This window comes from Angustibacter speluncae (genome assembly GCF_054777815.1).
Genome location: NZ_BAAHAF010000074.1, coordinates 36632 through 60276, shown reverse-complemented (window position 1 = coordinate 60276; position 23645 = coordinate 36632). Strand labels below are relative to the sequence as shown.

The window sequence follows — 23645 nt, the reverse complement described above, 5'->3', positions numbered from 1 at the left end:
CCCTACGGCGGGTAGTCGCTCGGCGGGTTGAACACCCACAGCACCCGCACCCACTCCCACTGCGCCCACAGCGAGAGCGCGAGCCAGGCGGCGACCAGCACGTACCGGCGCCACCCGGTCAGGGTCAGCACCAGCGCCAGTGCGAGCGGGAAGAACAGCAGCAGGAACCGCGGCAGCGAGGTGAACGGGTCGAGCACCGCCGCGAGGTAGAGGGCGTACGCGGCGCACCACGTCCACATCTCGAGCCCGAGCGCCCGGGCCGACGGCGAGGCGAGCACGCCGACCACCGCGACGACCAGCAGGGCGAGGAACAGCGGCCCGTCGTCGCCGAACACGTAGTCGGCCATCCACGCCCACGGCGTGAACCACTCCATGTGGTCCTGCACCCGCCACGCCACCTGCACCGCGGTGTACCCGTCCGGACGGCCCGCGGCCAGGCCGGTCGCCACCGGCATCGCCAGGGCGGCGGCCCCGGTCACGGCGCCGACGAGCACCACCTGCAGGGCCTGCCGCAGCGGGAACGGGTCGTCGTGCCGGTGCCGCCACCGCACCACCAGGTGGACGAGCACGACCAGGCCGAACGCGAGCCCGACCGGCCGGGTGAGCCCGAGCAGCGCGACGGCCGGCAGCACCGCGACGTAGCGCCGGGTCGTGAGCAGCAGCAGCGAGGCGGCCAGGGCGAGCAGGCAGAGCGCCTCGCTGTAGGAGTACTGCAGCACGGCGGCGGTCGGGAACGACCCGACCAGCGCGACGCCGAGCAGCGCCTCGCCGGTGGTCGCGCGCGTGCGGAACAGGTGGAACACCACCACCGCGGCCGCGAACCCGCAGAGCAGGCTCACCGTCGGCGCGACCGTCCGGAACCCGACGTCGCCGGGCAGCACCAGCCCGAGCACCGCCTGCACCACCCGCACCAGGGCCGGGTAGGCGGGGAAGAAGGCCCACTCGCTCTGCGTCGGCTCCCCCGCCTCGTCGACGGGCAGCGGGTGCGGGTAGCCGTCCTCGGCGATGACGCGGTAGCGGTCGCCGTCCCACATCGAGACGAAGTCGCCGTAGGGCGGGTCGTCCTGCGGAGCCCAGAGGTTCGCCTGCTGCGACGGCCCGGCGGCGAGGGTGAACGCGGTGCTGACGACGCGGGTCGCCCCGTAGACGAGCAGGGCCAGCACCCACCCGGGGACCCGCTGCCACCAGGGCGGGCGCGCCGGCCTCACCGACCGCGTCCGCGCGCGTGGCAGCCCGCGAGGTGGTCGTCGACGAGCCCGCAGGCCTGCATGCCGGCGTACGCCGTGGTCGGTCCGACGAACGCGAAGCCGCGGCGCTTCAGCTCCTCGGCGAGCGCCTTCGACTCGGGGGTCACCGCAGGGACGTCCGAGAACGACTGCGGCACAGGCCGGGTCGTCGCATCCGGGGCGAACGACCAGAGCAGGTCGTCGAGACCCGGTCCGTCGCGCAGCTCGAGCACCGCGCGCGCGTTCGTGATCGCCGCCTCGATCTTCGCCCGGTTGCGGACGATCCCCGCGTCGGCCATCAGGCGCTCGCGGTCGGCGTCGCCGAACCGCGCGACGACCTCCGGGTCGAAGCGGGCGAACGCGAGCCGGAACCCCTCGCGCTTGCGCAGGATGGTGAGCCAGGACAGCCCGGACTGGAACGCCTCGAGCGTGATCCGCTCGTACAGCGCGTGCTCGCCGTGCACCGGGCGCCCCCACTCGCCGTCGTGGTAGTCGGCGTAGTCGGGGGTGCTCGCACCCCACGCGCACCGGGCCAGGCCGTCCTCGCCGACGACGAGGTCAGGCACGCCCGGCCGCCCGCTCGCGGTCGCGCAGCAGCCGGCGCGCGACCCGGCCGAACAGCACCCGGCCGGCCGGCACCGCGACGGCGTCGACCACCGGGGCCAGCCGGCGCGGGCCGATCTCCACGCCCTCTGTCCAGCGCACCCGCGACCCGGTGCCCCGCGGCTCCACCTCGATCCGGGCGCTGCCGCGCAGGGGACGTCCGGTCTTCACCAGCGCGGCGTGCCCGCGGCCGTCGGCGCCCGGGGGCGCCCACTCGTCCACGCGCATGTCGTCGTCGAACCCGAGCGGCCCGAGCCCGGTGCGGGCGCGGAACGTCGTGCCCACCCCGCCCGCGTCGTGCAGCACCCGCACCTGCGTGAGCGGCACGTGCCGGCCGTGGCTCGGCCAGTCGGTGAGCGCGGCGAACGCCTCGGCCGGCGGCAGCGTGGTGTCGACGACCGCCGTGAACGTCCTCATGCCTCGGGACCGGGGGCGTCCTCGAGCCGCGAGCGCAGCGCGGCCAGCTCGTGGTCGCGCTCGCGCAGCTCGCCCTGCAGCCGGTCGAGCGCGGCGTCGACCTCGTCCATGCGGTACCCGCGCAGGCCGATCGAGAACTTCGCCCGGGCGACGTCGTCGGCCACCAGCCGACCGGCCGGCAGCGCGTTGTCGGCGCGCGAGCGCACCGGTTCGTCCAGCCCCCCGCGCACCCGGCCCACGGCCACCGCGGCGGTCACGCCGACCACGGCGAGCGCGAGGAGCAGCAGGATCAGGTCCACGCGGGCATGGTGCCACGCCCGCTCAGGCGTCGGCCGCCGGCACGGGCGGCTCGCCGCGCACGGCGCGCAGCGGCGGCCGGTCGCCGCGCACGGAGGCGACCAGGTCGAGCACCCGGCGGGTGGCCCGCACGTCGTGGGCGCGGAACACCGTGGCGCCCAGCCAGGCCGACACGGCCGTCCCGGCGAGCGAGCCCTCGAGCCGGTCGTCGGCCTCGAGCCCGAGCGTCTCGCCGATGAAGTCCTTGCGCGACAACGCCATCAGCACCGGGTAGCCGAGGTCGACGACCTCGGCGAGGTGGCGCACGACGGCCAGCGAGTGCCGGGTGGTCTTGCCGAAGTCGAGCGTGGGGTCGACGAGCACCCGCTCGCGCGGCACCCCGGCGCGCTCCGCGGCCTCGGCCCCCTCGCGCAGCACCCGCACCACGTCGGCCACCACGTCGTCGGGCCGCTCGCCGTAGGTGACGGCGACCGGGTCGGTGCGCGGCGGCAGCCCGCCGGTGTGCGAGACGACGTACCCGGCACCGGTGCGCGCCGCGACGTGGACGAGGGCGGGGTCGGCCCCCGCCCAGGTGTCGTTCACCAGGTCGACGCCGACCCCGGCGGCCGCCTCGGCCACCTCGGCGCGCCAGGTGTCGAGGCTCAGCACCAGGTCGGGGAAGGCCTCGCGCGCCGCGGTCAGCAGCGGCAGCACCCGGTCGACCTCCTCGGCCGCCGAGACCACGTCGCCCTCCTGCCCGGCCCGCACGCCGCCGACGTCGACCAGGTCGGCACCCTCCTCGACGGCGCGCCCCACGGCGTCGACCGCCGCGGACAGGTCGGCGTACCGGTTGCCGGCGAAGAACGAGTCCGGCGTGCGGTTCACGATCGCCATCACCGCCGGACGGGAGGCGTCGAAGGTGCGCCCGCGCAGCACCAGCGGGTGCGCCCCGGCGGGGACGGGTCCGCTCACGCCGTCATCACCGGGTCATCGTCGCAGGGCACCCCGCACAGCGCGCCGTCACCCCGCGCACGCCGTAGCGCGTGCGGGGTGACGAGCAGGTGCGCGTCGTCCACAGGCCGCCGGGAGCGGGCGCCGTCCACAGCCGGGCGACCGGAGCCGACGTGGCGGCTCCGGTCGGACGACGCTCCCGGGATGACCGGCTCCCCGCCTCCTCCCCCACCGCACCACCTGCGTCGCGCCGACCTGCTGGCCGAGGGGTGGGGCGACGGCGAGCTGCGCGCGCTCCTGCGCCGGGGGCGCCTGGTCCGCATCGGTCCGGGCGCCTACCTCCGCGGCGACCTGGCCGACGGGCTCGACGCCGCCGGTCGGCACCTCGCCGCCGCCCGCGCCGCGCTCGGACGCCTGTCCGACGACGCCGTCCTCAGCCACGCCACCGCGGCGCTCGTCCACGGCCTGCCCACCTGGGGGCTGCGGCTCGGGCCGGTCCAGGTGACGCGGCCGCTCGACGGCGGTGGGCGCGCCCGCGGACCGGTGCGGGTGCGGACCGCCCGCCTCGCACCGTCCGAGGTCGGCGAGGTGCACGGGCTGCGCGTCACCTCGCCCGCCCGCACGGTCGTCGACGTCCTGCGGGAGGCGGCCTACGAGGCGGGCGTCGTCGTGGCGGACGCCGCGCTCCACCGGGGGCTCGTGACGCCGGCGGTGCTCGCGGAGGCGGTCGCTGCCGCCACGAGGCGCCCCGGCGCCGGCCGGGCGCGGCGGGTGGTGGCCTTCGCGGACGGTCGTAGCGAGAGCGTCGGCGAGTCACGCAGCCGGGTGGTCCTCGCCCACGTCGGGCTGCCGGCCCCCGACCTGCAGACCGTCGTGCTCGACCGCGGACGGTTCGTGGCGCGCACCGACTTCCTGTGGCCCGAGCGGGGGACGGTCGGCGAGTTCGACGGGCTGGTGAAGTACGCGGGCGGCGACAGCGCCCGACCTCCGTCCGAGGTGGTGACGGCGGAGAAGCTGCGGGAGGACGCCCTGCGCGACCTCGGCCTCGAGGTGGCCCGGTGGACCTGGGCCGACCTGCGCGACCCGGCGGGCGTGCGGCGACGCGTCGAGCGGGCCTTCGGACGCGCTGCGGCCCGGCGTACGCCCCACTCCGCACAACTGGTCGTCACCCCGCGCACGACGTGACCGGTGCGACGTGGCGAACAGGTGCGCGGAGTGGCTCGCAGGGCCGCTCAGTCGTCGGCGTCGACGGCCTCGAGCACCTCGGTGCCGGGGACGAGGCGCGGCTCGCGGCCCAGGTGCTGCTCGACCAGGTCGACCGCCTCCTCGGCCGAGGTCGCCCACAGCAGCGCCTCGCGGGCGTCGTGCCGGACGAAGCCGGCCTCCTCGAGGTGGTCGACCAGGACGTGCAGCGGGGCGAGCAGGCCGGTGGGGTCGCAGACCACGATCGGCTTGGTGTGCATGCCGAGCGAGCGGGCCACCCAGACCTCGAACAGCTCCTCGAGCGTGCCGAGCCCGCCGGGCAGCACCACGAAGGCGTCGGCGCGGGCGTCCATGAGCGCCTTGCGCTCGCGCATGCCGTCGGTGACGACCAGCTCGTCGGCGTCGTCGTCGGCGACCTCGAGCGGCACCAGCGCCTGCGGGATCACGCCGAGGGTGTGGGCGCCCGCCGCCCGCGCGGCGCGCGCCACGGCGCCCATCATCGAGACCCGGCCGCCGCCGGAGACGAGGGTGTGGCCGCGCTCGCCGAGCACCGTGCCCACCCGGCTCGCCAGGTCGGGGAAGACGGGGTCGATCGCCTCGGACGAGGAGCAGAAGACGCAGACGGCAGCCACGCGCGCCAGTGTGGCGCAGCCTCAGGCGGGCGGTGCGAACTGGCCCGTGGGCACCGAGGTGAGGTGCGTGCCGGGGCCGGCCTCGCCCTCGTCGTGCTCGAGCCCGTCGCCCGCGGCGGCGACCGCGGCGCCGGTCAGCGCGCGCACCATGTCGGGCACGTCGCCGGGCGTGACCCGCAGGGTGCCGATGCAGCGGGCGCCGTCCCACAGGCTCAGCACCACGCGTCCGAGCTCGGGGTGGGCCGACACGCGCAGCGCGCGGCCCGGCCGGTCGCGGCCGACGACGACCCCGCCGTTCTCGGGAGCCGGACGCACGGACATCTGCCGATTGTGCGCCGCAGCCGTGCGTCCCGTCTACGGCTCCGAGTGCTCGACCATGACGCGGACGGCCTCGTCCGGGTCGTCGGTGAGCCGCAGCATGTCGACGTCGGCCGCGCCGATGGCCCCGCGCGCGAGCACCGTGCCGCGCAGCCAGTCGAGCAGGCCCGCCCAGTAGGCGGTGCCCATCAGGACGATCGGGAACGAGGTGACCTTGCGGGTCTGCACCAGCGTCAGCGCCTCGAAGAGCTCGTCGAAGGTGCCGAACCCGCCGGGCAGGACGATGAACCCCTGTGCGTACTTCACGAACATCGTCTTGCGGGCGAAGAAGTAGCGGAAGTCGACGCCGATGTCGACGAACTCGTTCAGCCCCTGCTCGAACGGCAGCTCGATGCCGAGCCCGACCGAGCACCCGCCGGCCTCGCGGGCGCCGCGGTTGGCGGCCTCCATCGCACCCGGCCCGCCGCCGGTGATCGTGGCGAGCCCCGCCTGCGCCAGCCGGCGCCCGACCTCGACGCCGACCGCGTAGTCGGGGTGGTCGCGCGGCGTGCGCGCCGACCCGAACACGCTGACCGCCGGGCCGAGCTCGGCGAGCGCGCCGAACCCCTCGACGAACTCGCTCTGGATGCGCAGCACCCGCCACGGGTCGGTGTGCACCCAGTCGGCGGGGCCGTGGCTGTCGAGCAGGTGCTGGTCGGTGGTCTCCCCGGGCACCTCGGGACCCCGCAGGGTCACCGGCCCGCGGCGGCGCTCGGGACCCGGGTAGGCCGTCCCGGGGTGCGAGGAGGAGGTCATACCGGTCACACTACGCAGGAGCGCCTCGGGGCGCGGCCGGCCGCGGCGTGCCCGCGGCGAGGACGGGGACGGAACGGGAACGGCCGGATGCAGCTGCCGCGCGGGCTCGAGGACGACGCTGCCTGGCGTGCCCTCGCGCTGCTCGCGCGGGTGCAGGACGGCGACACCGACGTCCCGGCCGCGCTGGCCGACCTCGGCGACGACCACGCCTCCCCCGCGGCGACCTGCGCCCGCGCGCTGGCCGAGGCCGTCGCCCACCTGGTCGCCGGTGGCCCTCTCGACGCCGCCGCGACGGCGCTGGAGCGGGCCGAGGTCGCCGTCCGGGGCACCGACCTGCCGCCCGCCGGCCACGCCGCGCTGGTGGCGATGCGGGCCATCGTGCTGAGCGGCGACGACCTCGCCCCCGCGGTGGCCGCCCACGTGCGGGCGCGGGCGCTGCTGCCCGACGACGACGGCGACGACCCGCTCACCCGCCGGTTCACCCACGTCGCGCTCAACGCCCTCACGGTGTTCTGCAGCCGGGTCGGGCTGGTGCAGGACGCCCTCGACCTGGCCGCCCGCAGCCGCCGGCTGGAGTCGGCGGCCGACGACCCGGCCGCCCCGGACGGCGGGTCGGCCACGCTGAACGAGGTGCTCGTGCGGCTCGAGGCCGCGCTGGCCGAGCGGCTGACGGGCGGGGCGGTCGACGACCGGGCCCTGGTGCAGGTGCAGGAGCGGCTCGCGCAGCTGCGCGACGACCCGCGGATGGTGCGGGCCCGCGGCCTCACCCTGCGGACGGCCTCGGCCGTGACACGAGCCTGGGTCGACGACCCCGCCGCCGCGTGGGACGCGCTCGCAGCGTTGCGGCCGGACTGGGACGTCGTCCCGTTCGGCCCGGTGCCCTACGGCCCGGCCGCCGAGCTGTGGGTCGCCGGGGCCGCGCACGCGCTGCAGCGGCTCGTCACCTCGCCCGGCTGGGAGCTCGGCAGCGGTGCCGTGCGGGTGGCCGTCGTCCGCGAGGCGCACGAGCGCCTGGTGCGCGGCACCGCCCCGGTCGGGCCGCTGTCGGTGGTGGCCACGACCGCGGTGCTCGACCTCGAGCTCGCCCTGCTCGCGCGCGGGCTGCCCGACCGCGTGGTCGAGCTCACCGGCGAGCGCGACCGGCGGCTCGGCGCCCTGCTCGCCGCCTCGCGCAGCGCGCTGCAGGCCGCGGTGCGCACCCACGCCCGCACCGAGGCGCTCGCCCGGCAGAACGCCGTGCTGCAGCGCCGCGTGCAGGTCGACACGCTCACGGGCGCCGGGACGCGGTACCACCTCGAGCGGGTGCTCGACGGCTGGGACGACGCCCCGCCCCCGCGGGTCGGCGTGGTCATCGCCGACCTCGACGGCTTCAAGCAGGTGAACGACGAGCACGGCCACCTGGTCGGCGACGAGGTGCTGCGCCAGGTCGGCCGGCTCCTGTCCGGCGCCGTCCGCGAGGGAGACCAGCTGTTCCGCTACGGCGGCGACGAGTTCGTCGTGCTGCTGCCGGGCGCCGACGGCGCCGCGGCCACCGAGTGCGCGCGCCGCTGCCAGCGGGTCGTCGCCGAGCACGACTGGGACGCCGTGCACCCCGGCCTGGTGGTCACGCTGACCGCGGGCGCGCACGCCTCGGACGCCACCGCCCGCCAGCAGCTCGGCACGGCCGACGCGCGGCTGCGCGGCTTCAAGCGGAGCGGCCCTCCAACCACGCGGCCAGCGCCTCCCGGCACCGGGTGATCGCCTCGGCCGGGCAGTGCTCGTCGTCGGTGTGCGACAGGCTCGGGTCGGCCGGCCCGAAGTTCACCGCGGGCACGCCCATCTCGCTGAACCGCGCGACGTCGGTCCAGCCGTACTTCGGCTTGGGCTCGCCGCCGACCGCGGCGACGAACGCGGCCGCCGCCGGGTGGTCGAGGCCCGGCCGGGCGCCGGGTGCCGCGTCGGTCACCTCGACCTCGAAGCCGTCGAACAGCTGCCGCAGGTGGGCCTCGGCCTCGTCGGTCGTCCGCGACGGGGCGAACCGGTAGTTCACGGTGACGACGCACTCGTCCGGGATCACGTTGCCCGCGACCCCGCCGCGGACGCCGACGGCGTTGAGGCACTCGCGGTAGACCAGGCCCTCGACCTCGACCTCCGCCGGCTCGTAGGCGTTGAGCCGCGAGATCACCTCTCCCGCAGCGTGGATCGCGTTGACACCCGTCCACGCCCGGGCCGAGTGCGCCGCGACGCCGCGGGCGGTCACCTCGACGCGCATCGTGCCGTTGCACCCACCCTCGACCACCGCGGACGACGGCTCGCAGAGGATGCCGAACGACCCCTCCAGCCACTCCGGGTGGTTGCGCGCGATGCGGCCCAGCCCGTTCAGCGACGACTCGACCTCCTCGTGGTCGTAGAACACCCAGGTGACGTCGTGCACGGGCTCGGTGACCGCCGCGGCCACCGAGAGCTGCACGGCTGCACCGGACTTCATGTCGGCGGTGCCGCGTCCGTAGACCACCCGCTCGTCGGCGCCGCCCCGCGCGCGCAGGTCCTCGCCCTCGACCCAGGTCGGCAGGTTGGGCTGCGGACGGCGCAGCGGCACGGTGTCGATGTGCCCGGCGACGACGACCCGCTCCGGCCGGCCGAGGTCGGTGCGCGCCACGACGGCGTCGCCGTCCCGCAGCACCTCCAGGTGCAGGTACCCGCGCAGGGCGTGCTCGACGGCGTCGGCGAGGGCGGTCTCGTCGCCGCTCACCGACTCGATGTCGCACAGCGCGCGGGTGAGGTCGACGACGTCGGACGCGAGGTCGAGGGGGGCGTGGCTCACGCGTCCAGCCTAGGAGGGTCCACGTAGGCTTGCCCGCATGGTCCCTCCCGCCGACGCCACCCCCACAGCCCGCACCGCCTGGGGCCACGGCCTGGCGACGGTCGACGCGGCCGGCACCGTGCTCGACACCTGGTTCCCCGAGCCGCGCCTCGGCACCCGTCCCGACGGCGACGAGGTGCCGGCCGACCTCGCGGCGCTGGCCGGTGACGACGCGGCCCGTGGCGTCCGCACCGAGGTGCGCACCGTCGAGGCCGACCTCGACACGGCGCCGGCCGACGCGAGCGACGCCTACCTGCGCCTCCACCTGCTCTCGCACCGGCTCGTGCGCCCGAACGAGGTCTCGCTCGACGGGCTCTTCGGCGTGCTGGCCAACGTGGTCTGGACCGACCGCGGCCCCTGCGCGGTCGACGGCTTCGAGGCGACCCGGCTGCGGCTGCGCGCCACCGGCCCGGTGCAGGTGCTGGGCGTCGACAAGTTCCCGCGGATGACCGACTACGTGCTGCCCGCGGGCGTGCGCATCGCGGACGCCGACCGCGTGCGCCTCGGAGCGCACCTCGCCGAGGGCACCACGGTCATGCACGAGGGCTTCGTGAACTTCAACGCCGGCACGCTCGGCACCGCGATGGTCGAGGGCCGCGTCTCGGCCGGCGTGGTCGTCGGCGACGGCACCGACGTCGGCGGTGGCGCCTCGATCATGGGCACGCTGTCCGGGGGCGGCAAGGAGCGCATCACCCTCGGCGAGCGCTGCCTGCTCGGGGCCAACGCCGGGGTTGGCATCAGCCTCGGCGACGACTGCGTCGTCGAGGCCGGCCTGTACGTCACGGCGGGCACCAAGGTCACCGTGGTCGGCGGCGACGACGACGGCACCGTCGTCAAGGCGCTCGACCTGTCCGGTCGCAGCGGCCTGCTGCTGCGCCGCAACTCGCGCACCGGCGCCGTCGAGGTGCTCAGCCGCGCGGGCACTGCCGGTGCGGTCGAGCTGAACGCCGCCCTGCACGCGAACTGACGGGCCGCCCGTGCCCCGTCCCGCCCGTCCCGCCGCGCGTCCCCCGCGCTCGTCCGGCCAGGCCTGGCGCCGGCGCGGCACCGCCGCGGGCGTGGTGCTGGTGCTCGCGGCCGGCGGCCTCGGGCTCGGCCAGTGGCTGTGGGACAACCGCACCCGACCGCTGCTGCGCGAGACCTGCGTCGCGGTCGTCGACGGCGTCGAGCACGAGCTGGCGCCCGACCAGGCCGCCAACGCCGCGCTGATCTCCGCGGTCGCGGTGCGGCGCGGCATGCCGGCGCGGGCGGCGACGATCGGCATCGCCACCGCGATCCAGGAGTCGAAGTTGCGCAACATCGACTACGGCGACCGCGACTCGCTCGGCCTGTTCCAGCAGCGGCCCTCGCAGGGCTGGGGGACGCCCGAGCAGGTCACCGACCCGCTCTACGCCACCAACGCCTTCTACGACGGCCTGGCGCAGGTGGAGGGCTACGAGACGATGGAGATCACCGTCGCCGCCCAGGAGGTGCAGCGGTCGGGGTTCCCGGAGGCCTACGCCGACCACGAGCCGGAGGGACGCGCGTTCGCCAGCGCCCTCACCGGCTACTCCGCGGGCACCCTCGACTGCCGGCTGCGGGCGGTCGAGCCGTCGGCGGCCGACGCCGCGCTGCGCAGCACCGCGGTGCAGCAGGCGCTCGACACCCAGCTCGGCGCGACGCCGTGGCAGCCGCAGGACGACCCCCAGGTGCTGGTCGCCCCCGTCGCCGCGGACGAGGGCGGGGTGCGCCGCGGCTGGGCCGCCGCCCAGTGGGCGGTGGCGAGCGCCGACGTCTACGACGTGGTGCGGGTCGAGGTGGGCGGCCGCGTGTGGGACCGCAGCAGCCCGGGCGACGGCTGGGTGGCCGACGACGGCGCGGCGCCCGACCTGCTGCGCATCACCGTCGCCGGCACCTCACCGGGCTGAGGACTCAGCGCCCGTCGATCGCGGCGTAGTCGCGCTCGGTGGCGCCGGTGTAGACCTGCCGCGGGCGGCCGATCTTGGTCTGCGGGTCGTTGATCATCTCGCGCCACTGGGCGATCCAGCCGGGCAGGCGGCCCAGCGCGAAGAGCACGGTGAACATCCGCGTCGGGAAGCCCATCGCCTTGTAGATCAGGCCGGTGTAGAAGTCGACGTTCGGGTACAGCTTGCGCTCGACGAAGTAGTCGTCGGCCAGCGCGATCTCCTCGAGCCGCATGGCGATCTCGAGCCGCTCGTCCATCTTGCCGAGCTTGCCCAGCAGCTCGTCGGCGGTCTTCTTGATGATCGCGGCGCGCGGGTCGTAGTTCTTGTAGACCCGGTGGCCGAAGCCCATCAGCCGGACGCCGTCCTCCTTGTTCTTCACCTTGTTCATGAAGGTGTCGACGTCGTCGCCGCTGGCCTGGATCTGGTCGAGCATCTCGAGCACGGCCTGGTTGGCGCCGCCGTGCAGCGGGCCGAACAGCGCGTTGATGCCGGCCGAGACCGACGCGAACAGGTTGGCCTGGCTCGAGCCGACGAGGCGCACGGTCGAGGTGGAGCAGTTCTGCTCGTGGTCGGCGTGCAGGATCAGCAGCTGGTCGAGCGCCTTCACCATGACCGGGTCCATCTCGTACGGCTCGGCCGGGAACCCGAACGTCATCCGCAGGAAGTTCTCGGCGAGCCCGAGCGAGTTGTCGGGGTACAGGAACGGCTGGCCGACCGACTTCTTGTACGCGTACGCCGCGATCGTGGGCAGCTTCGCCAGCAGCCGGACGGTCGAGATCTCGACCTGCTCGTCGTCGAAGGGGTTCAGGCTGTCCTGGTAGAAGGTCGACAGCGCCGAGACGGCCGACGACAGCACCGGCATCGGGTGCGCGTCGCGGGGGAAGCCGTTGAAGAACAGCTTGAGGTCCTCGTGCAGCAGCGTGTGCCGGCGGATGCGCTGGTCGAACTCCTCGAGCTGGCTCGCGGTGGGCAGCTCGCCGTAGATGAGCAGGTACGAGACCTCGATGAAGTTCGACTTCTCGGCGAGCTGCTCGATCGGGTACCCGCGGTAGCGCAGGATGCCGGCGTCGCCGTCGATGTAGGTGATCGCCGAGGTGCAGCTCGCCGTGTTGACGAAGCCCACGTCGAGCGTGACGTGGTCGGTGGTCTTGAGCAGCTTCGAGACGTCGACGCCGCTCTGGCCGTCGGTGGCCGGGACGATCGGGAGCTCGAGCTCGCCGCCCTCGTAGGACAGGTTCATCGGCTGGTCGGACACGGTGGGACCCCTTCGCGCGAGGAGGGCGGCACCTGTCGGGCGCACGCGCCTTCGTCCCACGAACCTACCGGTCGGTCACCCGACCCGGCGAACCGGGACCGGTCCGGGCCGCCGCACGGGGCGGCGACCCGGACCGGCGGGTCGTGCGTGGTGTCCCGGTCGGCCCGGGACGGGGCTCAGCGGGTGCGCTCCCGCAGCGCCCGCGAGGCCAGCAGCGCACCCGCGCCTGCGCCGAGCAGGGTGGTCGCGGCCGCGAGCAGCACCAGGACCGGCGCGCCGGTGCGGGGCAGCGAGCCCGAGCCGGTGCGCACCAGCGCCGCGGCGTCCGCCCGCGCCGGGGCGGGCGGCACGGCAGGGGTGCTGACCACGCCGAGCGACAGGACCAGCGTGTCCGGGCCGACGAGCTCGTAGCCGTCCTCGGCCACCATCCGCACGACGACGTCGCCCGAGCCGGTGTAGGTGCCCGGCTCGACCTCGACGCCGTCGACGAAGAACCGCACGCCGGGCACGTCGGGGATCGTGTACGTCCCCGGGCTCGTCCCCGCCGCGGGGACGACCGGCACCTGGCCGGCGGTCGGCACCGCGACCGGGGTGCTGGCTGCGTCGAAGGTCTCGGTCCAGGTGCTCGGGCCCACGAGCACGTAGCCGGGGAGGGCCTCGGCCGTCACGACCACGGTGCCGGTGACCGGGTGGCTGCCCGCGGGGGTCGGGACCCCGTCGACGAGGTAGCGCACGCCCGGGACCGACGGGACGACGAGCCGGTCGCGGCTGGTGCCGCCGAGGTCGACGTGGCCCGGCGCCTTCGCGGTGACGGCCCGGACGTCGGTGAAGGCGAGCGTCCAGGACGTCTGGCCGGCGAGGGCGTACCCGGCCTGAGCGACGGCGGTGACGACCAGGTCCGTCCCGGTGGTGTGCGGGTGGGTGCCGGCCGCCACGGTGACCCCGCCGACCCGGTAGTCCACGCCCTGCGTGCTCGGGATGGTGTAGGTGTCCTGCGCGGTGCCGTACGGGTCCTGCGCCGTCGGCGCAGCCGGCGTCACCAGCGTGATGTCGGAGAACGACAGCGTCCACGAGGTGGCGCCGGCCAGGGCGTACCCCGGCTGTGCGACGGCGGTGACGACCAGGTCCGAACCGGTGGTGTGCGGGTGGGTGCCGGCCGGCACCGTCACCCCGCCCACCTGGTAGTCGACACCCTGGGACGACGGGATCGTGTACGTGTCCTGCGCGGTGCCGTACGGGTCCTGCGCCGTCGGGGCCGCCGGCGACACCAGGGTGATGTCGGAGAACGACAGCGTCCAGCTGGTCGCACCACTGAGGGCGTACCCGGCCCGGGGCACGGCGGTGACGACGAGGTCGGTGCCCGTGGTGTGCGGGTGGGTGCCGGCCGCCGCGGTGACCCCGCCGACCTGGTAGTCCACGCCCTCGCTGGTCGGGATCGCGTACGTGTCGCTCGCGGTGCCGAAGTCGTCCACGCGGGTCGGCGCGGTCGCCGTCACCAGCGCGATGTCGGTGAACGACAGCGTCCACGACGTGGTGCCGGTCAGCGCGTAGCCGGCCTGCGGCACGGCGGTGACGACGACGTCGGTGCCGCTCGTGTGCGGGTGCGTGCCCGCCGGCACGGTCACCCCGCCGACCTGGTAGTCCACGCCCTGGCCGGCGGGGATCGTGTAGGTGTCCTGCGCGGTGCCGTAGTCGTCGGTCGCCGTCGGCGCGGTCGCCGTCACGAGCGCGATGTCGGTGAACGACAGCGTCCAGCTGGTCGGCCCGCTGAGCGCGTAGCCGGCCTGCGGCACGGCGGTGACCGCGAGGTCGGTGCCGGTGGTGTGCGGGTGCGTGCCGGCCGGGACCGTGACCCCGCCGACCTGGTAGTCCACGCCCTGCGTGCTCGGGACCGTGAACGTGTCGTCGGTGGTGCCGTAGTCGTCCACCCGGGTCGGCGCGGTCGCCGTCACCAGCGTGGTGTCGGAGAAGGCGAGGGTCCAGGAGGTCGCGCCGCTGAGGGCGTACCCGGGCTGAGCGACGGCGGTGACGACCAGGTCCGTCCCGGTGGTGTGCGGGTGGGTACCGGTCGCCACGGTGACCCCGTCGACCCGGTAGTCCACGCCCTGCGTGCTCGGGATGGTGTAGGTGTCCTGCGCGGTGCCGTACGGGTCCTGCGCCGTCGGCGCAGCCGGCGTCACCAGCGTGATGTCGGAGAACGACAGCGTCCACGAGGTGGCGCCGGCCAGGGCGTACCCCGGCTGTGCGACGGCGGTGACGACCAGGTCCGAACCGGTGGTGTGCGGGTGGGTGCCGGCCGGCACCGTCACCCCGCCCACCTGGTAGTCGACACCCTGGGACGACGGGATCGTGTACGTGTCCTGCGCGGTGCCGTAGTCGTCCACGCGGGTCGGCGCGGCCGGCGTCACCGTCAGCAGGTCGGTGAAGGCGTACGACCACGACGACGTGCCGTCGAGGGTGTAGCCGGGCGCGGCGGCGGCGGTCACCGTCACGGTGCCCGAGCCCGGGTAGGTGCCGGCCGCCACCGGGCTGCCGCCCACCGAGTACACGACGCCGTCCACGGCGGGCACGGTGTAGGTGTCGGACGCGGTGCCGTCGACGTCGGAGAAGGTGACGGGGGCCGCGACCACGGTGGTCGCCGACTGGGCGCCACGACGGCACTGGGTCGCGACGTCGGCGACGGTGCCGATCTTCAGGTCGTCGACGAGCACGGTCGAGTCGTAGCTGTCGTCACCCTGGTCGAAGATGGTGAAGTAGAGCGAGTGCGGTCCCGCGGTGATCGGGGTGCGCGCCGTGAGGGTCTCGGTGGCGCCGCCGTACGGGGTGCCGGCCGCGTTCGCGGCGTTCAGGACCGCGTCGCCGCCGGCGTTGATGCTGATCACGTTGCCGTTGGGGTCGAACGCGATGTTGTCGGGAGCGAGGATGTCGGTGCCGTTCGCGGTCGTCCACGTCGTGCGGTCGAGCTCGACGATGAAGGCGTCGTTCACGTTCTGGCCGACGTAGTCCGGGAACTCCTCGGACAGGAACTTGAAGTCGAACCCGGTGAGGCAGTTGGAGCCCACGGGCGCGGTGAAGTCGATCCGCAGCACCGTCACGTCGAAGTCGCTGCCGCCGCCGCTGCGCGACGTGCCGCCCCAGCTCGTGCTCACGAAGCTGCTCGGGGCGGCGTACAGGTCGCCCGCCCGCCCGGACGACAGGACCGTGAAGGTGCTGCCGTCGGTCGGGAAGCCCGCGATCGGGGTGGTCCCGACGAACGAGGACTGGCCACCCGAGGGGTCCGACACGAGCTCGGCGCCGGTCACGAGCTCAGGCTGGGCGGCGAGCGCCGTCGAGAGGTCGGCCGCCGTGGCGGCGTGCGCCGCGGGCGAGATGGCGAGGACGCCGGCGACGGCGAGCGTCGTGGCAGCGGCGAGCGAGGGCAGTGGGCGCATGCGGGGGCTCCGGGGGCGGGAGGCGGGCACGCCTGCGCGCCCGACGACGCAAGGTGCGTCCTCCAGGGGGTCGGGCGCGGGCGGCCCGCACTTGAGCCGATCGGGCCCGGCGTCCGAGGTGGGTGGCCTCCTCAGTCACCCAGACGGGTGCACGCCGCGGCGACCCGCTCGTCGGTCGCCGTCGTGGCGACCCGCACGTGCCGCGCGCCCGCCGCGCCGTAGAAGGCGCCCGGGGCGACGAGGACGCCCCGCTCGGCCAGCCACGCCACGCTCGTCCAGCAGTCCTCGTCGCGGGTGGCCCACAGGTACAGGCCCGCCTCGGAGTCGTCGACGCGGAAGCCGGCCCCGGCCAGGCCGGCGAGCAGCCGGGCCCGGCGGGCGCGGTAGCGCTCGCGCTGCTCGGCCACGTGGTCGTCGTCGCCGAGCGCGGCCACGACGGCCGCCTGCACCGGCGCGGGGACGATCATCCCGGCGTGCTTGCGCACCTCGAGCAGCCGCCGGACGAGCGCGGGGTCGCCCGCGGCGAACGCGGCGCGGTACCCGGCGAGGTTCGACTGCTTGCTCAGCGAGTAGAGCGCCAGCAGGCCCTCGTGCGACCCGCCGCTCACCCGCGGGTCGAGCAGGCTGGGGACCTGCTGCCCCTCCCAGGACAGCTCGGCGTAGCACTCGTCGCTCGCCACCACGGCGCCGCGCTCGCGCGCCCAGGCCACCACCTTCGCGAGGTGCTCGACCCCGAGCACCTTCCCCGTCGGGTTCGACGGCGAGTTCACCCAGACCAGGTCGGCGCGGCCGGGGCCGAGGGCGGTGGTGGCGTCGGCGACGACCACCTGCGCCCCAGCGATCCGGGCGCCGACGTCGTAGGTGGGGTAGGCGACGCGCGGGATGACGACCGTGTGCTCCGGACCGAGGCCGAGCAGCGTCGGCAGCCAGGCCACCAGCTCCTTGGAGCCGATGGTCGGCAGCACGCCGTCCGGGTCGACGTCCGGGGCGCCGCGGCGGCGGGCGAACCAGCCGGCCACCGCCTCGCGCAGCGCGGGCGTCCCCCAGGTCTGGGGGTAGCCGGGGGCGTCGGACGCGGCCCGCAGGGCGTCCTGGACGACCGCGGGCGTGGGGTCGACCGGCGTGCCGACCGACAGGTCGACCAGCCCGTCGGGGTGCGCCGAGGCCGACTCCTTGAACGGGACCAGCGAGTCCCAGGGGAAGTCGGGCAGCGACGCCAGGCGGCCGGTCACGCGGGGGTCAGTGCGCGCTCTCCTGCGGCGGCAGCGCGGCGATGATCGGGTGGTCCTTGGGGATCAGGCCCATCTTCGCGGCGCCGCCCGGCGAGCCGAGGTCGTCGAAGAACTCGACGTTCGCCTTGTAGTAGTCGGCCCACTGCTCGGGGGTGTCGTCCTCGTAGTAGATGGCCTCGACGGGGCAGACCGGCTCGCACGCACCGCAGTCGACGCACTCGTCGGGGTGGATGTAGAGCGAGCGCTGGCCCTCGTAGATGCAGTCGACCGGACACTCCTCGATGCACGCCTTGTCCTTGAGGTCGACGCACGGCTGCGCGATCACGTAGGTCACTGCGGGTGCCTCCAGATGGTGCGGGCGGCCGGGGCCGGCCAGGTCTCGGCCCTAGTATCGCGGACGGCCCCCGGTGGTGTCGCCCAGGGTGCCCTTCCCCTGCGACGGACGGACGGAGGCTCGCGCGTGGCACCCCCACGGCTCTCGCCCACCCACGTCGGACGCCGCGTCGTCGTGCGCCACCGGCTGCCCGACGGCTCGGCCACCGACCTGCTCGGCGAGCTGGTCGCGCTCGACGCCGACGGCGTCGCCGTGCTGCCCGACGACGGCCCGCCCGTGCGGGTCGCGGCCGATGCCGTCCTCGCCGCCAAGCCGGTGCCGCCGCGGCAGGTGCGGCCGTCGTCGTCCATCGCCGACGTCGTGCGGGTGAGCGACCTCGGCTGGCCGGGCCTGGAGCGCGAGCGGCTCGGCGGGTGGGTGCTGCGGGCGTCCGGCGGGTTCACCGGGCGCGGCAACAGCGCGCTCCCCCTCGGCGACCCCGGCCTGCCGCTGCCCGCGGCCGTCCACGCGGTCGAGCGCTTCTACGCCGCCCGCGACCTGCCGGCGCGGTTCAGCGTCCCCACCACCCTCGACCCGGCGGTGCGGGCCGACCCGGCACCGGGCGTCGACGCCGAGCTCGACGCCCGGGGGTACGTGCGCGTCGACGAGAGCCTGGTGCTCGTCACCGACCTGCGGCACCTCGCCGACCCGGACGACGCCGCGGACGCGACCTGGTCCCCCGTCCCCGACGAGGGGTTCACCGCGCTCTACCGCTACCGCGGCGGCGCGCTGCCGCCGGTGGCCGTGCGGGTGCTGACCGCCGCGCAGCACCAGGAGTTCCTCACGCTGCGCCGCGACGGCGAGCCCGTCGCGGTCGGGCGGGTCGCGGTGGCCCGCGGCTGGGCCGGCGTCACCGCGATGGAGGTCGCGGCGTCAGCGCGTCGGCAGGGACTCGGCCGGCAGGTGCTGCTGCGGCTGCTGGCGCACGGGCGCGAGCTCGGCGCGCGCTGGGGCTACCTGCAGGTGGCGGCGGAGAACACCGCGGCTCGGAACCTCTACGCCGCAACGGGTCTCGTGCCGCACCACGGGTACCACTACCGGGTGCAGCCGGTCGGTCAACCCGTGCAGGTCACTGCGTCCTCGGGGATGTAGCGGGTCGAGAAGACCTCTCGCTTCACCTCCGCGCCGTTCTGCTTGAAGATCCGCGTGACGTCGACGTCGAAGCCCGACTGCGGCGACTGCGGCACGCATCCCGGGCCCGACCCGGTGTCGGTGCCGGGCTGGCGGATGTTGTGCCGCTCGCCCTTGACCGCCTCGATGTCGTAGACCTTGGTGCTCCAGAACCGCGTGGTGACCTTGCCCCCGCCGGTGTACATCTCGATCAGGACGCCGTACGGGCTGTCGTTCTTGAACTCGAGGTCGACGTTGTCGAAGTTGACCGTCGCCTCGCGGCCCTCGGGGTAGCGGCTGATGTAGAACGAGTGCGGCTTGTGCTCGACGTCCTCGAGCCCGGCGAAGAACATGCCGTTGAACAGCGTGGTCGCCACCTGGGACACGCCGCCGCCGTAGCCCAGCACGAGCCGGCCGTTCTGGATCGTGGGCGCCTGGTTGTAGCCCTTCTGCGGCGTCCGCTCGCCCAGGGTGTCGTTGAGGCTGAAGGTCTGGCCGGGGAGCAGCAGCGTGCCGCTCACCGTCCGCGCCGCGATCTGGATGTTCTCGGTGCGGCCGGCGTCGGCGGTGAGGTTCGTCGAGAACTCCGACACCACCTGGGTGACGCCGAGGGCCTGCACCGCCTCGGTGGTGACCTCGGGCTGCTGCACCGCGGCGTCGAGCACCACGGTGCGGTCGGGTGCGGTGACGGCGGCCGGCACGGCCGCGGCGAGCTGCGCGCCGTCGATCGTCACGCCGGCGACGGCCGGCACGACCACCGGCGCCCCGTTCTCGATCCTCACCGACGCGTTCACGGGGGCGGTGGCCAGCTGCGGCGCGGCCGCCAGCACCGCCGCCTTGAGCGCCTCGCCGTCGACGGCCGGCACCAGCTCGCCGTCCTGCACGGTCATCGCCAGCGTCGGCACCAGCTGCTCGGGAGCGACCGGCACCGCCGTCTGGCCCACCTGCACGGTGATCGGGCCGGACGTGGCCGGGGTCGCGAACGACTCCATCGCGGCGGCGACGTCGTCGGCGGTGACGTCGGGCTCGGTCACGTCCGCGGGCAGGTCGGTCTGCGGGCCGGACTGCGGCCAGTCGGCCAGGACGGCGTCGACCGAGCCGTCGACGTCGAGCTCGACGCCCTCGACCGGCTCGACCGGGGTGGCGGTGCCGCCCTCGAACGAGACCCCGCCGTCGACCGGCGCGGCGTCGACCTCGCCCGCCAGGTCGGTCAGCTCGCCGCGCAGGGCGTCCTCGTCGGCGCGCACGACGGCGGGCAGCGGCTCGCCGCCGGACACCTGCCGCCAGATCACCCGGGGGTCCCAGCTGAAGCCGAGCACCTCCTCGACGGTGGCGTCGACGTCGACCTCGAGCCCGGCGTCGGACGGGGACAGCTCGTAGCGGCCGTCGCCGACCCCGACGCGCACGGGCAGCTCGGCGCGGGCGCCCAGCTGGTCCTGCAGCGTCGAGCGGGCCTCGCCCTGCGACATGCCGCCGATCTCGACGCCGCCGACGGTGGTGCCGCGCGGCACGTGGCTCGACGACCACCACGCCGCCAGGGCGTACGCCCCGCCGAGCACCAGCACCACCACGACGGGAACCCACACCAGGCGAGCCACGCCCCCTGCTCGCGCCACCGTGCCACCGTCCGTCCCTGGGGGCCGGCCGTCCCGGTCACCCGCTCGGCCGTCATCCTACGAGAGCGACCCGGTGGCCCGGGTCAGGCAGCCGTCCGGGTCACGCGAGACGGCGGTACCGGCCCTGGTGGTGCACCAGGGGCGGGGGCGGGTCGAGCGGGGCGTGCACGGCCACCACGGCGCCGACCACGATGCTGTGGTCGCCCGCGGGGTGCACGGCGTCCGTGCGGCACTCCAGCGTGGCCAGGGCGTCGTCGAGCAGCGCGACCCCGGTCGCGGGCCCGCGGTGGTGCGGCACCCGGTCGAGCTGGTGCAGCACCGGGCGCCCCGGCGACGCCAGCCAGTCGGCGGTGCCGCCGGCGTCCTCGGGCAGGATGCTGACGCCCCAGACCCGCGACTGCTCGAGCGCGTCGAGGAACCGGGCGTCCTCCCAGATGCTGACGAGCACGAGCAGCGGGTCGAGCGAGACCGACGCGAACGCGTTCGCGGTCATCGCGTGGTCGTGGCCGTCGAGGCGGCTGGTGAGCACGGTGACGCCCGTGGCGAACCGCCCGACCGCGCGCCGGAAGTCGGCCTCGGTGGGCGCGGGCGGCTCCGGGTGCGCGGCCGCGCTCACGCCGGCCCCCCGGCGGGCGCGCCGGAGCCGGGCCGCAGCGTGGTGAACCACTCGGTGCCGGTGAGCTCGTGCCAGACCCCGTTGCTCAGCGCGTACGCCTCCTCGTCGTCGGCCACCACGACCTGGGTGGCGTGCGCCCGCAGCGCGGCCGCCTTGGCCGGGCGGTGGGCCACGGCCTCCACCCGGTGGGTGACCGCGCCGTCCGGCACGACCACCGAGGGCCAGGGTGCCTCCAGCGTGCGCAGCCCGCGACCGCGCAGCCGCGCGACCCCGGCCTCGTGCACCGTCCGGGGCGAGGCGACGGCGAGCAGGAGAGGGTCGGGACGGTCCGCGAGCGCGGCCACGGTCACCTCGTGCGCCCGGACGTGGTCGGGGTGCCCGTACCCGCCCTCGGCGTCGTAGGTGAGCACCACGTGCGGACGCACCTCGTCGACCACCCGGCGCAGGTGCGCGGCGGCCTCCTCGACCGGGACCCGGGCGAACGCGTCGTCGCCGGTGTCGGGCGCGGCCACGGCCCGGCCGTGCTCGCCCCACGCCATGCCGGAGTCGCGGAACCGGGTGCCCGCGTCGGCGCCCAGGAACCGGTGGTCGCTGACGCCGAGCGCCGCCATGGCGGCGGCCAGCTCCCCCTCGCGGTGGGCGGCGAGGGCGTCGCTGTCGCCCTCGAGGTGCCCGAGCGGTCCGATCACCTCGCCGCGCTCGCCGCGGGTGCAGGTCACCAGCACCACCTGCGCGCCCTCGGCGGCGTACCGCGCCATCGTGGCGCCGGTCGTGAGCGTCTCGTCGTCGGGGTGGGCGTGCACGAGCAGCACCCGCAGCCGCTCCCCCTCCGGCAGCGCGAGCCCGTCCGCGAGCCCGTCCGCGACCCGGGGCACGTCAGCCCCGGCGCGCTCGCGAGGCGGCCTTGGCGCGGTCGTTCTGGTCGAGCACCACCTTGCGGATGCGCACCGCGTCGGCGACGACCTCGACGCACTCGTCCTCGCGGCAGAACTCCAGCGACTGCTCCAGCGACAGCACCCGCGGCGGCACCAGCCGCTCGAGCTCGTCGGCGTTGGACCGCACGTTGGTGAGCTTCTTCTCCTTGGTGATGTTCACGTCCATGTCGTCGGCGCGGGAGTTCTCGCCGACGACCATGCCCTCGTACACCTCGGTCGTCGGGGCGACGAACAGCGTGCCCCGCTCCTGCAGGTTGGTGATGGCGTACCCGGTGGCGACGCCGGAGCGGTCGGCCACCAGCGAGCCGGACGGACGGGTGCGCAGCTCGCCGAACCACGGCTCGTAGTCCTCGAACACGTGGTGGGCGATGCCCGTGCCGCGGGTGTCGGTGAGGAACTCGGTGCGGAACCCGATCAGGCCGCGGGACGGGACGAGGAACTCCATCCGCACCCAGCCGGTGCCGTGGTTCGTCATCTGCTCCATCCGACCCTTGCGCACGGCGAGCAGCTGGGTGATGGCGCCGAGGTACTCGTCCGGGGCGTCGATGGTGAGGCGCTCGACCGGCTCGTGCACCTTGCCGTCGATCTCGCGCGCGACCACCTGCGGCTTGCCGACGGTGAGCTCGAAGCCCTCGCGGCGCATCTGCTCGACCAGGATCGCGAGCGCCAGCTCGCCGCGGCCCTGCACCTCCCAGGCGTCGGGGCGCTCGGTGGGCAGCACCCGCAGCGAGACGTTGCCGACCAGCTCGCGGTCGAGCCGGTCCTTGACGAGCCGCGCGGTCACCTTGGCGCCCTTGACCCGGCCGGCCAGCGGCGAGGTGTTGGTGCCGATCGTCATCGAGATCGCGGGCTCGTCGACGGTGATGAGCGGCAGCGGGCGGGGGTCCTCGAGGTCGGCGAGGGTCTCGCCGATGGTGATGTCGGCGATACCGGCGATGGCCACGATGTCGCCCGGGCCGGCCTGCTCGGCGGGGACGCGCTCGAGCGCCTCGGTCATCAGCAGCTCGGTGATCTTCACCCGCTGCTGGGTGCCGTCGTGCTTGCACCAGGTGACGTTCTGGCCCTTGCGCAGGGTGCCGTTGTGCACGCGGCACAGGGCCAGCCGGCCGAGGAACGGCGAGGCGTCGAGGTTGGTGACGTGCGCCTGCAGCGGCACCTCGTCGTCGAACACCGGCGCCGGGACGCTGCCGAGGATGGTGCGGAACAGCGGCTCGAGGTCGGGCGAGTCCGGCAGGCCGCCGTCCTCGGGCCGCTCGAGCGAGGCGCGGCCGGCCTTGGCGCTGGCGTAGACGATCGGGAACTCGATCTGGTCCTCGGTGGCGTCGAGGTCCATGAACAGCTCGTAGGTCTCGTCGACGACCTCGGCGATGCGGGCGTCCGGGCGGTCGACCTTGTTCACGACCAGCACGACGGGCAGCCGCGCCTGCAGCGCCTTGCGCAGCACGAACCGGGTCTGCGGGAGCGGGCCCTCGCTGGCGTCGATGAGCAGGCACACCGCGTCGACCATCGACAGCCCGCGCTCGACCTCGCCGCCGAAGTCGGCGTGGCCCGGGGTGTCGATGATGTTGATCGTCACGCCGTCCGGCTGGCCGATGCCCGCGGCCGCCGGGCCCGTGTACCGCACCCCCGTGTTCTTCGCGAGGATCGTGATGCCCTTCTCGCGCTCGAGGTCGCCGGAGTCCATCGCGCGCTCGTCGACGTGCTGGTGCGCGCCGAACGCGCCGGACTGCCAGAGCATGGCGTCGACCAGGGTGGTCTTGCCGTGGTCGACGTGGGCCACGATCGCCACGTTGCGGACGTCGTCGCGGGTGCGGGTGGGCATGCTGGGGTGCGCTCGGTTCTCTCGGGAGGCGCCGGGCGGCCTGCTC

The 23645-nt window shown here is 75.2% G+C and carries 22 protein-coding genes; 5 read left to right on the top strand and 17 right to left on the bottom strand.

Annotated elements, in window-relative coordinates:
- Nucleotides 1-2 precede the first annotated feature (2 nt).
- The 5 genes from ACYVKY_RS09120 to folP are packed head-to-tail and all read right to left on the bottom strand — an operon-like array spanning nt 3 to nt 3494.
- Nucleotides 3-1208 carry a hypothetical protein gene (locus ACYVKY_RS09120; RefSeq protein WP_460434656.1) on the bottom strand — a complete coding sequence of 402 codons (1206 nt, stop codon included), beginning with the start codon at nt 1206-1208 and terminating at the stop codon, nt 3-5.
- Nucleotides 1205-1792, bottom strand: coding sequence for a DNA-3-methyladenine glycosylase I (locus ACYVKY_RS09115; protein ID WP_460434655.1), 588 nt, complete (start codon nt 1790-1792; stop codon nt 1205-1207). The genes ACYVKY_RS09120 and ACYVKY_RS09115 overlap by 4 nt, the downstream gene beginning before the upstream one ends.
- Entirely contained in the window at nt 1785-2246 is a 462-nt protein-coding gene (locus ACYVKY_RS09110; protein WP_460434654.1) for an SRPBCC family protein, read from the bottom strand. The genes ACYVKY_RS09115 and ACYVKY_RS09110 overlap by 8 nt, the downstream gene beginning before the upstream one ends.
- Nucleotides 2243-2545 (bottom strand): DivIVA domain-containing protein, encoded by a 303-nt coding sequence (locus ACYVKY_RS09105; RefSeq protein ID WP_460434653.1) that lies wholly within the window; start codon nt 2543-2545, stop codon nt 2243-2245. The genes ACYVKY_RS09110 and ACYVKY_RS09105 overlap by 4 nt, the downstream gene beginning before the upstream one ends.
- A gap of 22 nt (nt 2546-2567) precedes the next feature.
- A complete protein-coding gene (gene folP / locus ACYVKY_RS09100; protein WP_460434652.1) occupies nt 2568-3494 on the bottom strand; it encodes a dihydropteroate synthase in 927 nt (308 codons plus the stop codon).
- A 183-nt stretch (nt 3495-3677) separates the two neighbouring features.
- On the opposite strand from folP, the gene ACYVKY_RS09095 reads away from it, so the two are divergent.
- Nucleotides 3678-4658, top strand: coding sequence for a hypothetical protein (locus ACYVKY_RS09095; RefSeq protein WP_460434651.1), 981 nt, complete (start codon nt 3678-3680; stop codon nt 4656-4658).
- A 47-nt stretch (nt 4659-4705) separates the two neighbouring features.
- Here ACYVKY_RS09095 and ACYVKY_RS09090 read toward each other — a convergent pair whose 3' ends face one another.
- Genes ACYVKY_RS09090 through ACYVKY_RS09080 form a run of 3 tightly spaced genes read right to left on the bottom strand, consistent with a single transcriptional unit; the run spans nt 4706 to nt 6421 of the window.
- Nucleotides 4706-5308, bottom strand: a complete 603-nt coding sequence (locus ACYVKY_RS09090) for an LOG family protein (protein ID WP_460434650.1) — start codon at nt 5306-5308, stop codon at nt 4706-4708.
- A 21-nt stretch (nt 5309-5329) separates the two neighbouring features.
- Nucleotides 5330-5629: a hypothetical protein gene (locus ACYVKY_RS09085; protein WP_460434649.1), complete on the bottom strand. Its 300-nt coding sequence runs from the start codon at nt 5627-5629 to the stop codon at nt 5330-5332.
- Nucleotides 5630-5662: 33 nt separating this feature from the next.
- Nucleotides 5663-6421, bottom strand: coding sequence for an LOG family protein (locus ACYVKY_RS09080; RefSeq protein ID WP_460434648.1), 759 nt, complete (start codon nt 6419-6421; stop codon nt 5663-5665).
- A gap of 87 nt (nt 6422-6508) precedes the next feature.
- On the opposite strand from ACYVKY_RS09080, the gene ACYVKY_RS09075 reads away from it, so the two are divergent.
- Nucleotides 6509-8158, top strand: coding sequence for a diguanylate cyclase domain-containing protein (locus ACYVKY_RS09075; RefSeq protein WP_460434647.1), 1650 nt, complete (start codon nt 6509-6511; stop codon nt 8156-8158).
- Here ACYVKY_RS09075 and dapE read toward each other — a convergent pair.
- Nucleotides 8106-9224, bottom strand: a complete 1119-nt coding sequence (dapE, locus tag ACYVKY_RS09070) for a succinyl-diaminopimelate desuccinylase (protein WP_460434646.1) — start codon at nt 9222-9224, stop codon at nt 8106-8108. The two genes, ACYVKY_RS09075 and dapE, sit on opposite strands and share 53 nt — an antisense overlap.
- Before the next feature lie 37 nt (nt 9225-9261).
- On the opposite strand from dapE, the gene dapD reads away from it, so the two are divergent.
- Complete coding sequence (gene dapD / locus ACYVKY_RS09065) at nt 9262-10230, top strand: 2,3,4,5-tetrahydropyridine-2,6-dicarboxylate N-succinyltransferase (protein ID WP_460434645.1); 969 nt, start codon at nt 9262-9264, stop codon at nt 10228-10230.
- Between the two features lie 10 nt (nt 10231-10240).
- On the top strand, nt 10241-11170 hold the full coding sequence (locus ACYVKY_RS09060) for a hypothetical protein (RefSeq protein ID WP_460434644.1): 930 nt from the start codon (nt 10241-10243) through the stop codon (nt 11168-11170).
- Nucleotides 11171-11174: 4 nt separating this feature from the next.
- On the opposite strand, the gene ACYVKY_RS09055 is transcribed toward ACYVKY_RS09060, so the two are convergent.
- From ACYVKY_RS09055 to fdxA, 4 genes are all read right to left on the bottom strand, one after another.
- Nucleotides 11175-12449, bottom strand: a complete 1275-nt coding sequence (locus tag ACYVKY_RS09055) for a citrate synthase (protein WP_460434667.1) — start codon at nt 12447-12449, stop codon at nt 11175-11177.
- A gap of 191 nt (nt 12450-12640) precedes the next feature.
- The gene (locus ACYVKY_RS09050) at nt 12641-15895 is read right to left on the bottom strand and encodes a choice-of-anchor L domain-containing protein (protein WP_460434643.1); all 3255 of its coding nucleotides are present in this window, start codon (nt 15893-15895) and stop codon (nt 12641-12643) included.
- A 131-nt stretch (nt 15896-16026) separates the two neighbouring features.
- Nucleotides 16027-17127, bottom strand: coding sequence for a pyridoxal phosphate-dependent aminotransferase (gene dapC, locus ACYVKY_RS09045; RefSeq protein ID WP_460434642.1), 1101 nt, complete (start codon nt 17125-17127; stop codon nt 16027-16029).
- 7 nt (nt 17128-17134) lie between these two features.
- Nucleotides 17135-17461, bottom strand: a complete 327-nt coding sequence (fdxA, locus tag ACYVKY_RS09040; RefSeq protein ID WP_460434641.1) for a 4Fe-4S dicluster domain-containing protein — start codon at nt 17459-17461, stop codon at nt 17135-17137.
- Nucleotides 17462-17587: 126 nt separating this feature from the next.
- On the opposite strand from fdxA, the gene ACYVKY_RS09035 reads away from it, so the two are divergent.
- The gene (locus ACYVKY_RS09035; RefSeq protein ID WP_460434640.1) at nt 17588-18592 is read left to right on the top strand and encodes a GNAT family N-acetyltransferase; all 1005 of its coding nucleotides are present in this window, start codon (nt 17588-17590) and stop codon (nt 18590-18592) included.
- Here ACYVKY_RS09035 and ACYVKY_RS09030 read toward each other — a convergent pair.
- The 4 genes from ACYVKY_RS09030 to typA form a co-directional block, all read right to left on the bottom strand.
- Complete coding sequence (locus tag ACYVKY_RS09030) at nt 18556-20208, bottom strand: VanW family protein (RefSeq protein WP_460434639.1); 1653 nt, start codon at nt 20206-20208, stop codon at nt 18556-18558. The two genes, ACYVKY_RS09035 and ACYVKY_RS09030, sit on opposite strands and share 37 nt — an antisense overlap.
- Before the next feature lie 118 nt (nt 20209-20326).
- Nucleotides 20327-20842: a flavin reductase family protein gene (locus ACYVKY_RS09025; protein WP_460434638.1), complete on the bottom strand. Its 516-nt coding sequence runs from the start codon at nt 20840-20842 to the stop codon at nt 20327-20329.
- Nucleotides 20839-21717 carry a PIG-L family deacetylase gene (mshB, locus tag ACYVKY_RS09020; RefSeq protein WP_460434637.1) on the bottom strand — a complete coding sequence of 293 codons (879 nt, stop codon included), beginning with the start codon at nt 21715-21717 and terminating at the stop codon, nt 20839-20841. The genes ACYVKY_RS09025 and mshB overlap by 4 nt, the downstream gene beginning before the upstream one ends.
- Before the next feature lies 1 nt (nt 21718).
- Nucleotides 21719-23599, bottom strand: coding sequence for a GTP-binding protein TypA/BipA (gene typA, locus ACYVKY_RS09015; protein ID WP_460434636.1), 1881 nt, complete (start codon nt 23597-23599; stop codon nt 21719-21721).
- Nucleotides 23600-23645 lie beyond the last annotated feature (46 nt).

Bases quoted from the DNA above. Each gene is read 5' to 3' on its own strand.
- ACYVKY_RS09095 (WP_460434651.1), top strand. From the start codon at position 3,678: ATGACCGGCTCCCCGCCTCCTCCCCCACCGCACCACCTGCGTCGCGCC.
- ACYVKY_RS09110 (WP_460434654.1), bottom strand. From the start codon at position 2,246: ATGAGGACGTTCACGGCGGTCGTCGACACCACGCTGCCGCCGGCCGAG.
- dapD (WP_460434645.1), top strand. From the start codon at position 9,262: ATGGTCCCTCCCGCCGACGCCACCCCCACAGCCCGCACCGCCTGGGGC.
- ACYVKY_RS09080 (WP_460434648.1), bottom strand. From the start codon at position 6,421: ATGACCTCCTCCTCGCACCCCGGGACGGCCTACCCGGGTCCCGAGCGC.
- ACYVKY_RS09075 (WP_460434647.1), top strand. From the start codon at position 6,509: ATGCAGCTGCCGCGCGGGCTCGAGGACGACGCTGCCTGGCGTGCCCTC.
- ACYVKY_RS09050 (WP_460434643.1), bottom strand. From the start codon at position 15,895: ATGCGCCCACTGCCCTCGCTCGCCGCTGCCACGACGCTCGCCGTCGCC.
- ACYVKY_RS09055 (WP_460434667.1), bottom strand. From the start codon at position 12,449: ATGAACCTGTCCTACGAGGGCGGCGAGCTCGAGCTCCCGATCGTCCCG.
- typA (WP_460434636.1), bottom strand. From the start codon at position 23,599: ATGCCCACCCGCACCCGCGACGACGTCCGCAACGTGGCGATCGTGGCC.
- ACYVKY_RS09085 (WP_460434649.1), bottom strand. From the start codon at position 5,629: ATGTCCGTGCGTCCGGCTCCCGAGAACGGCGGGGTCGTCGTCGGCCGC.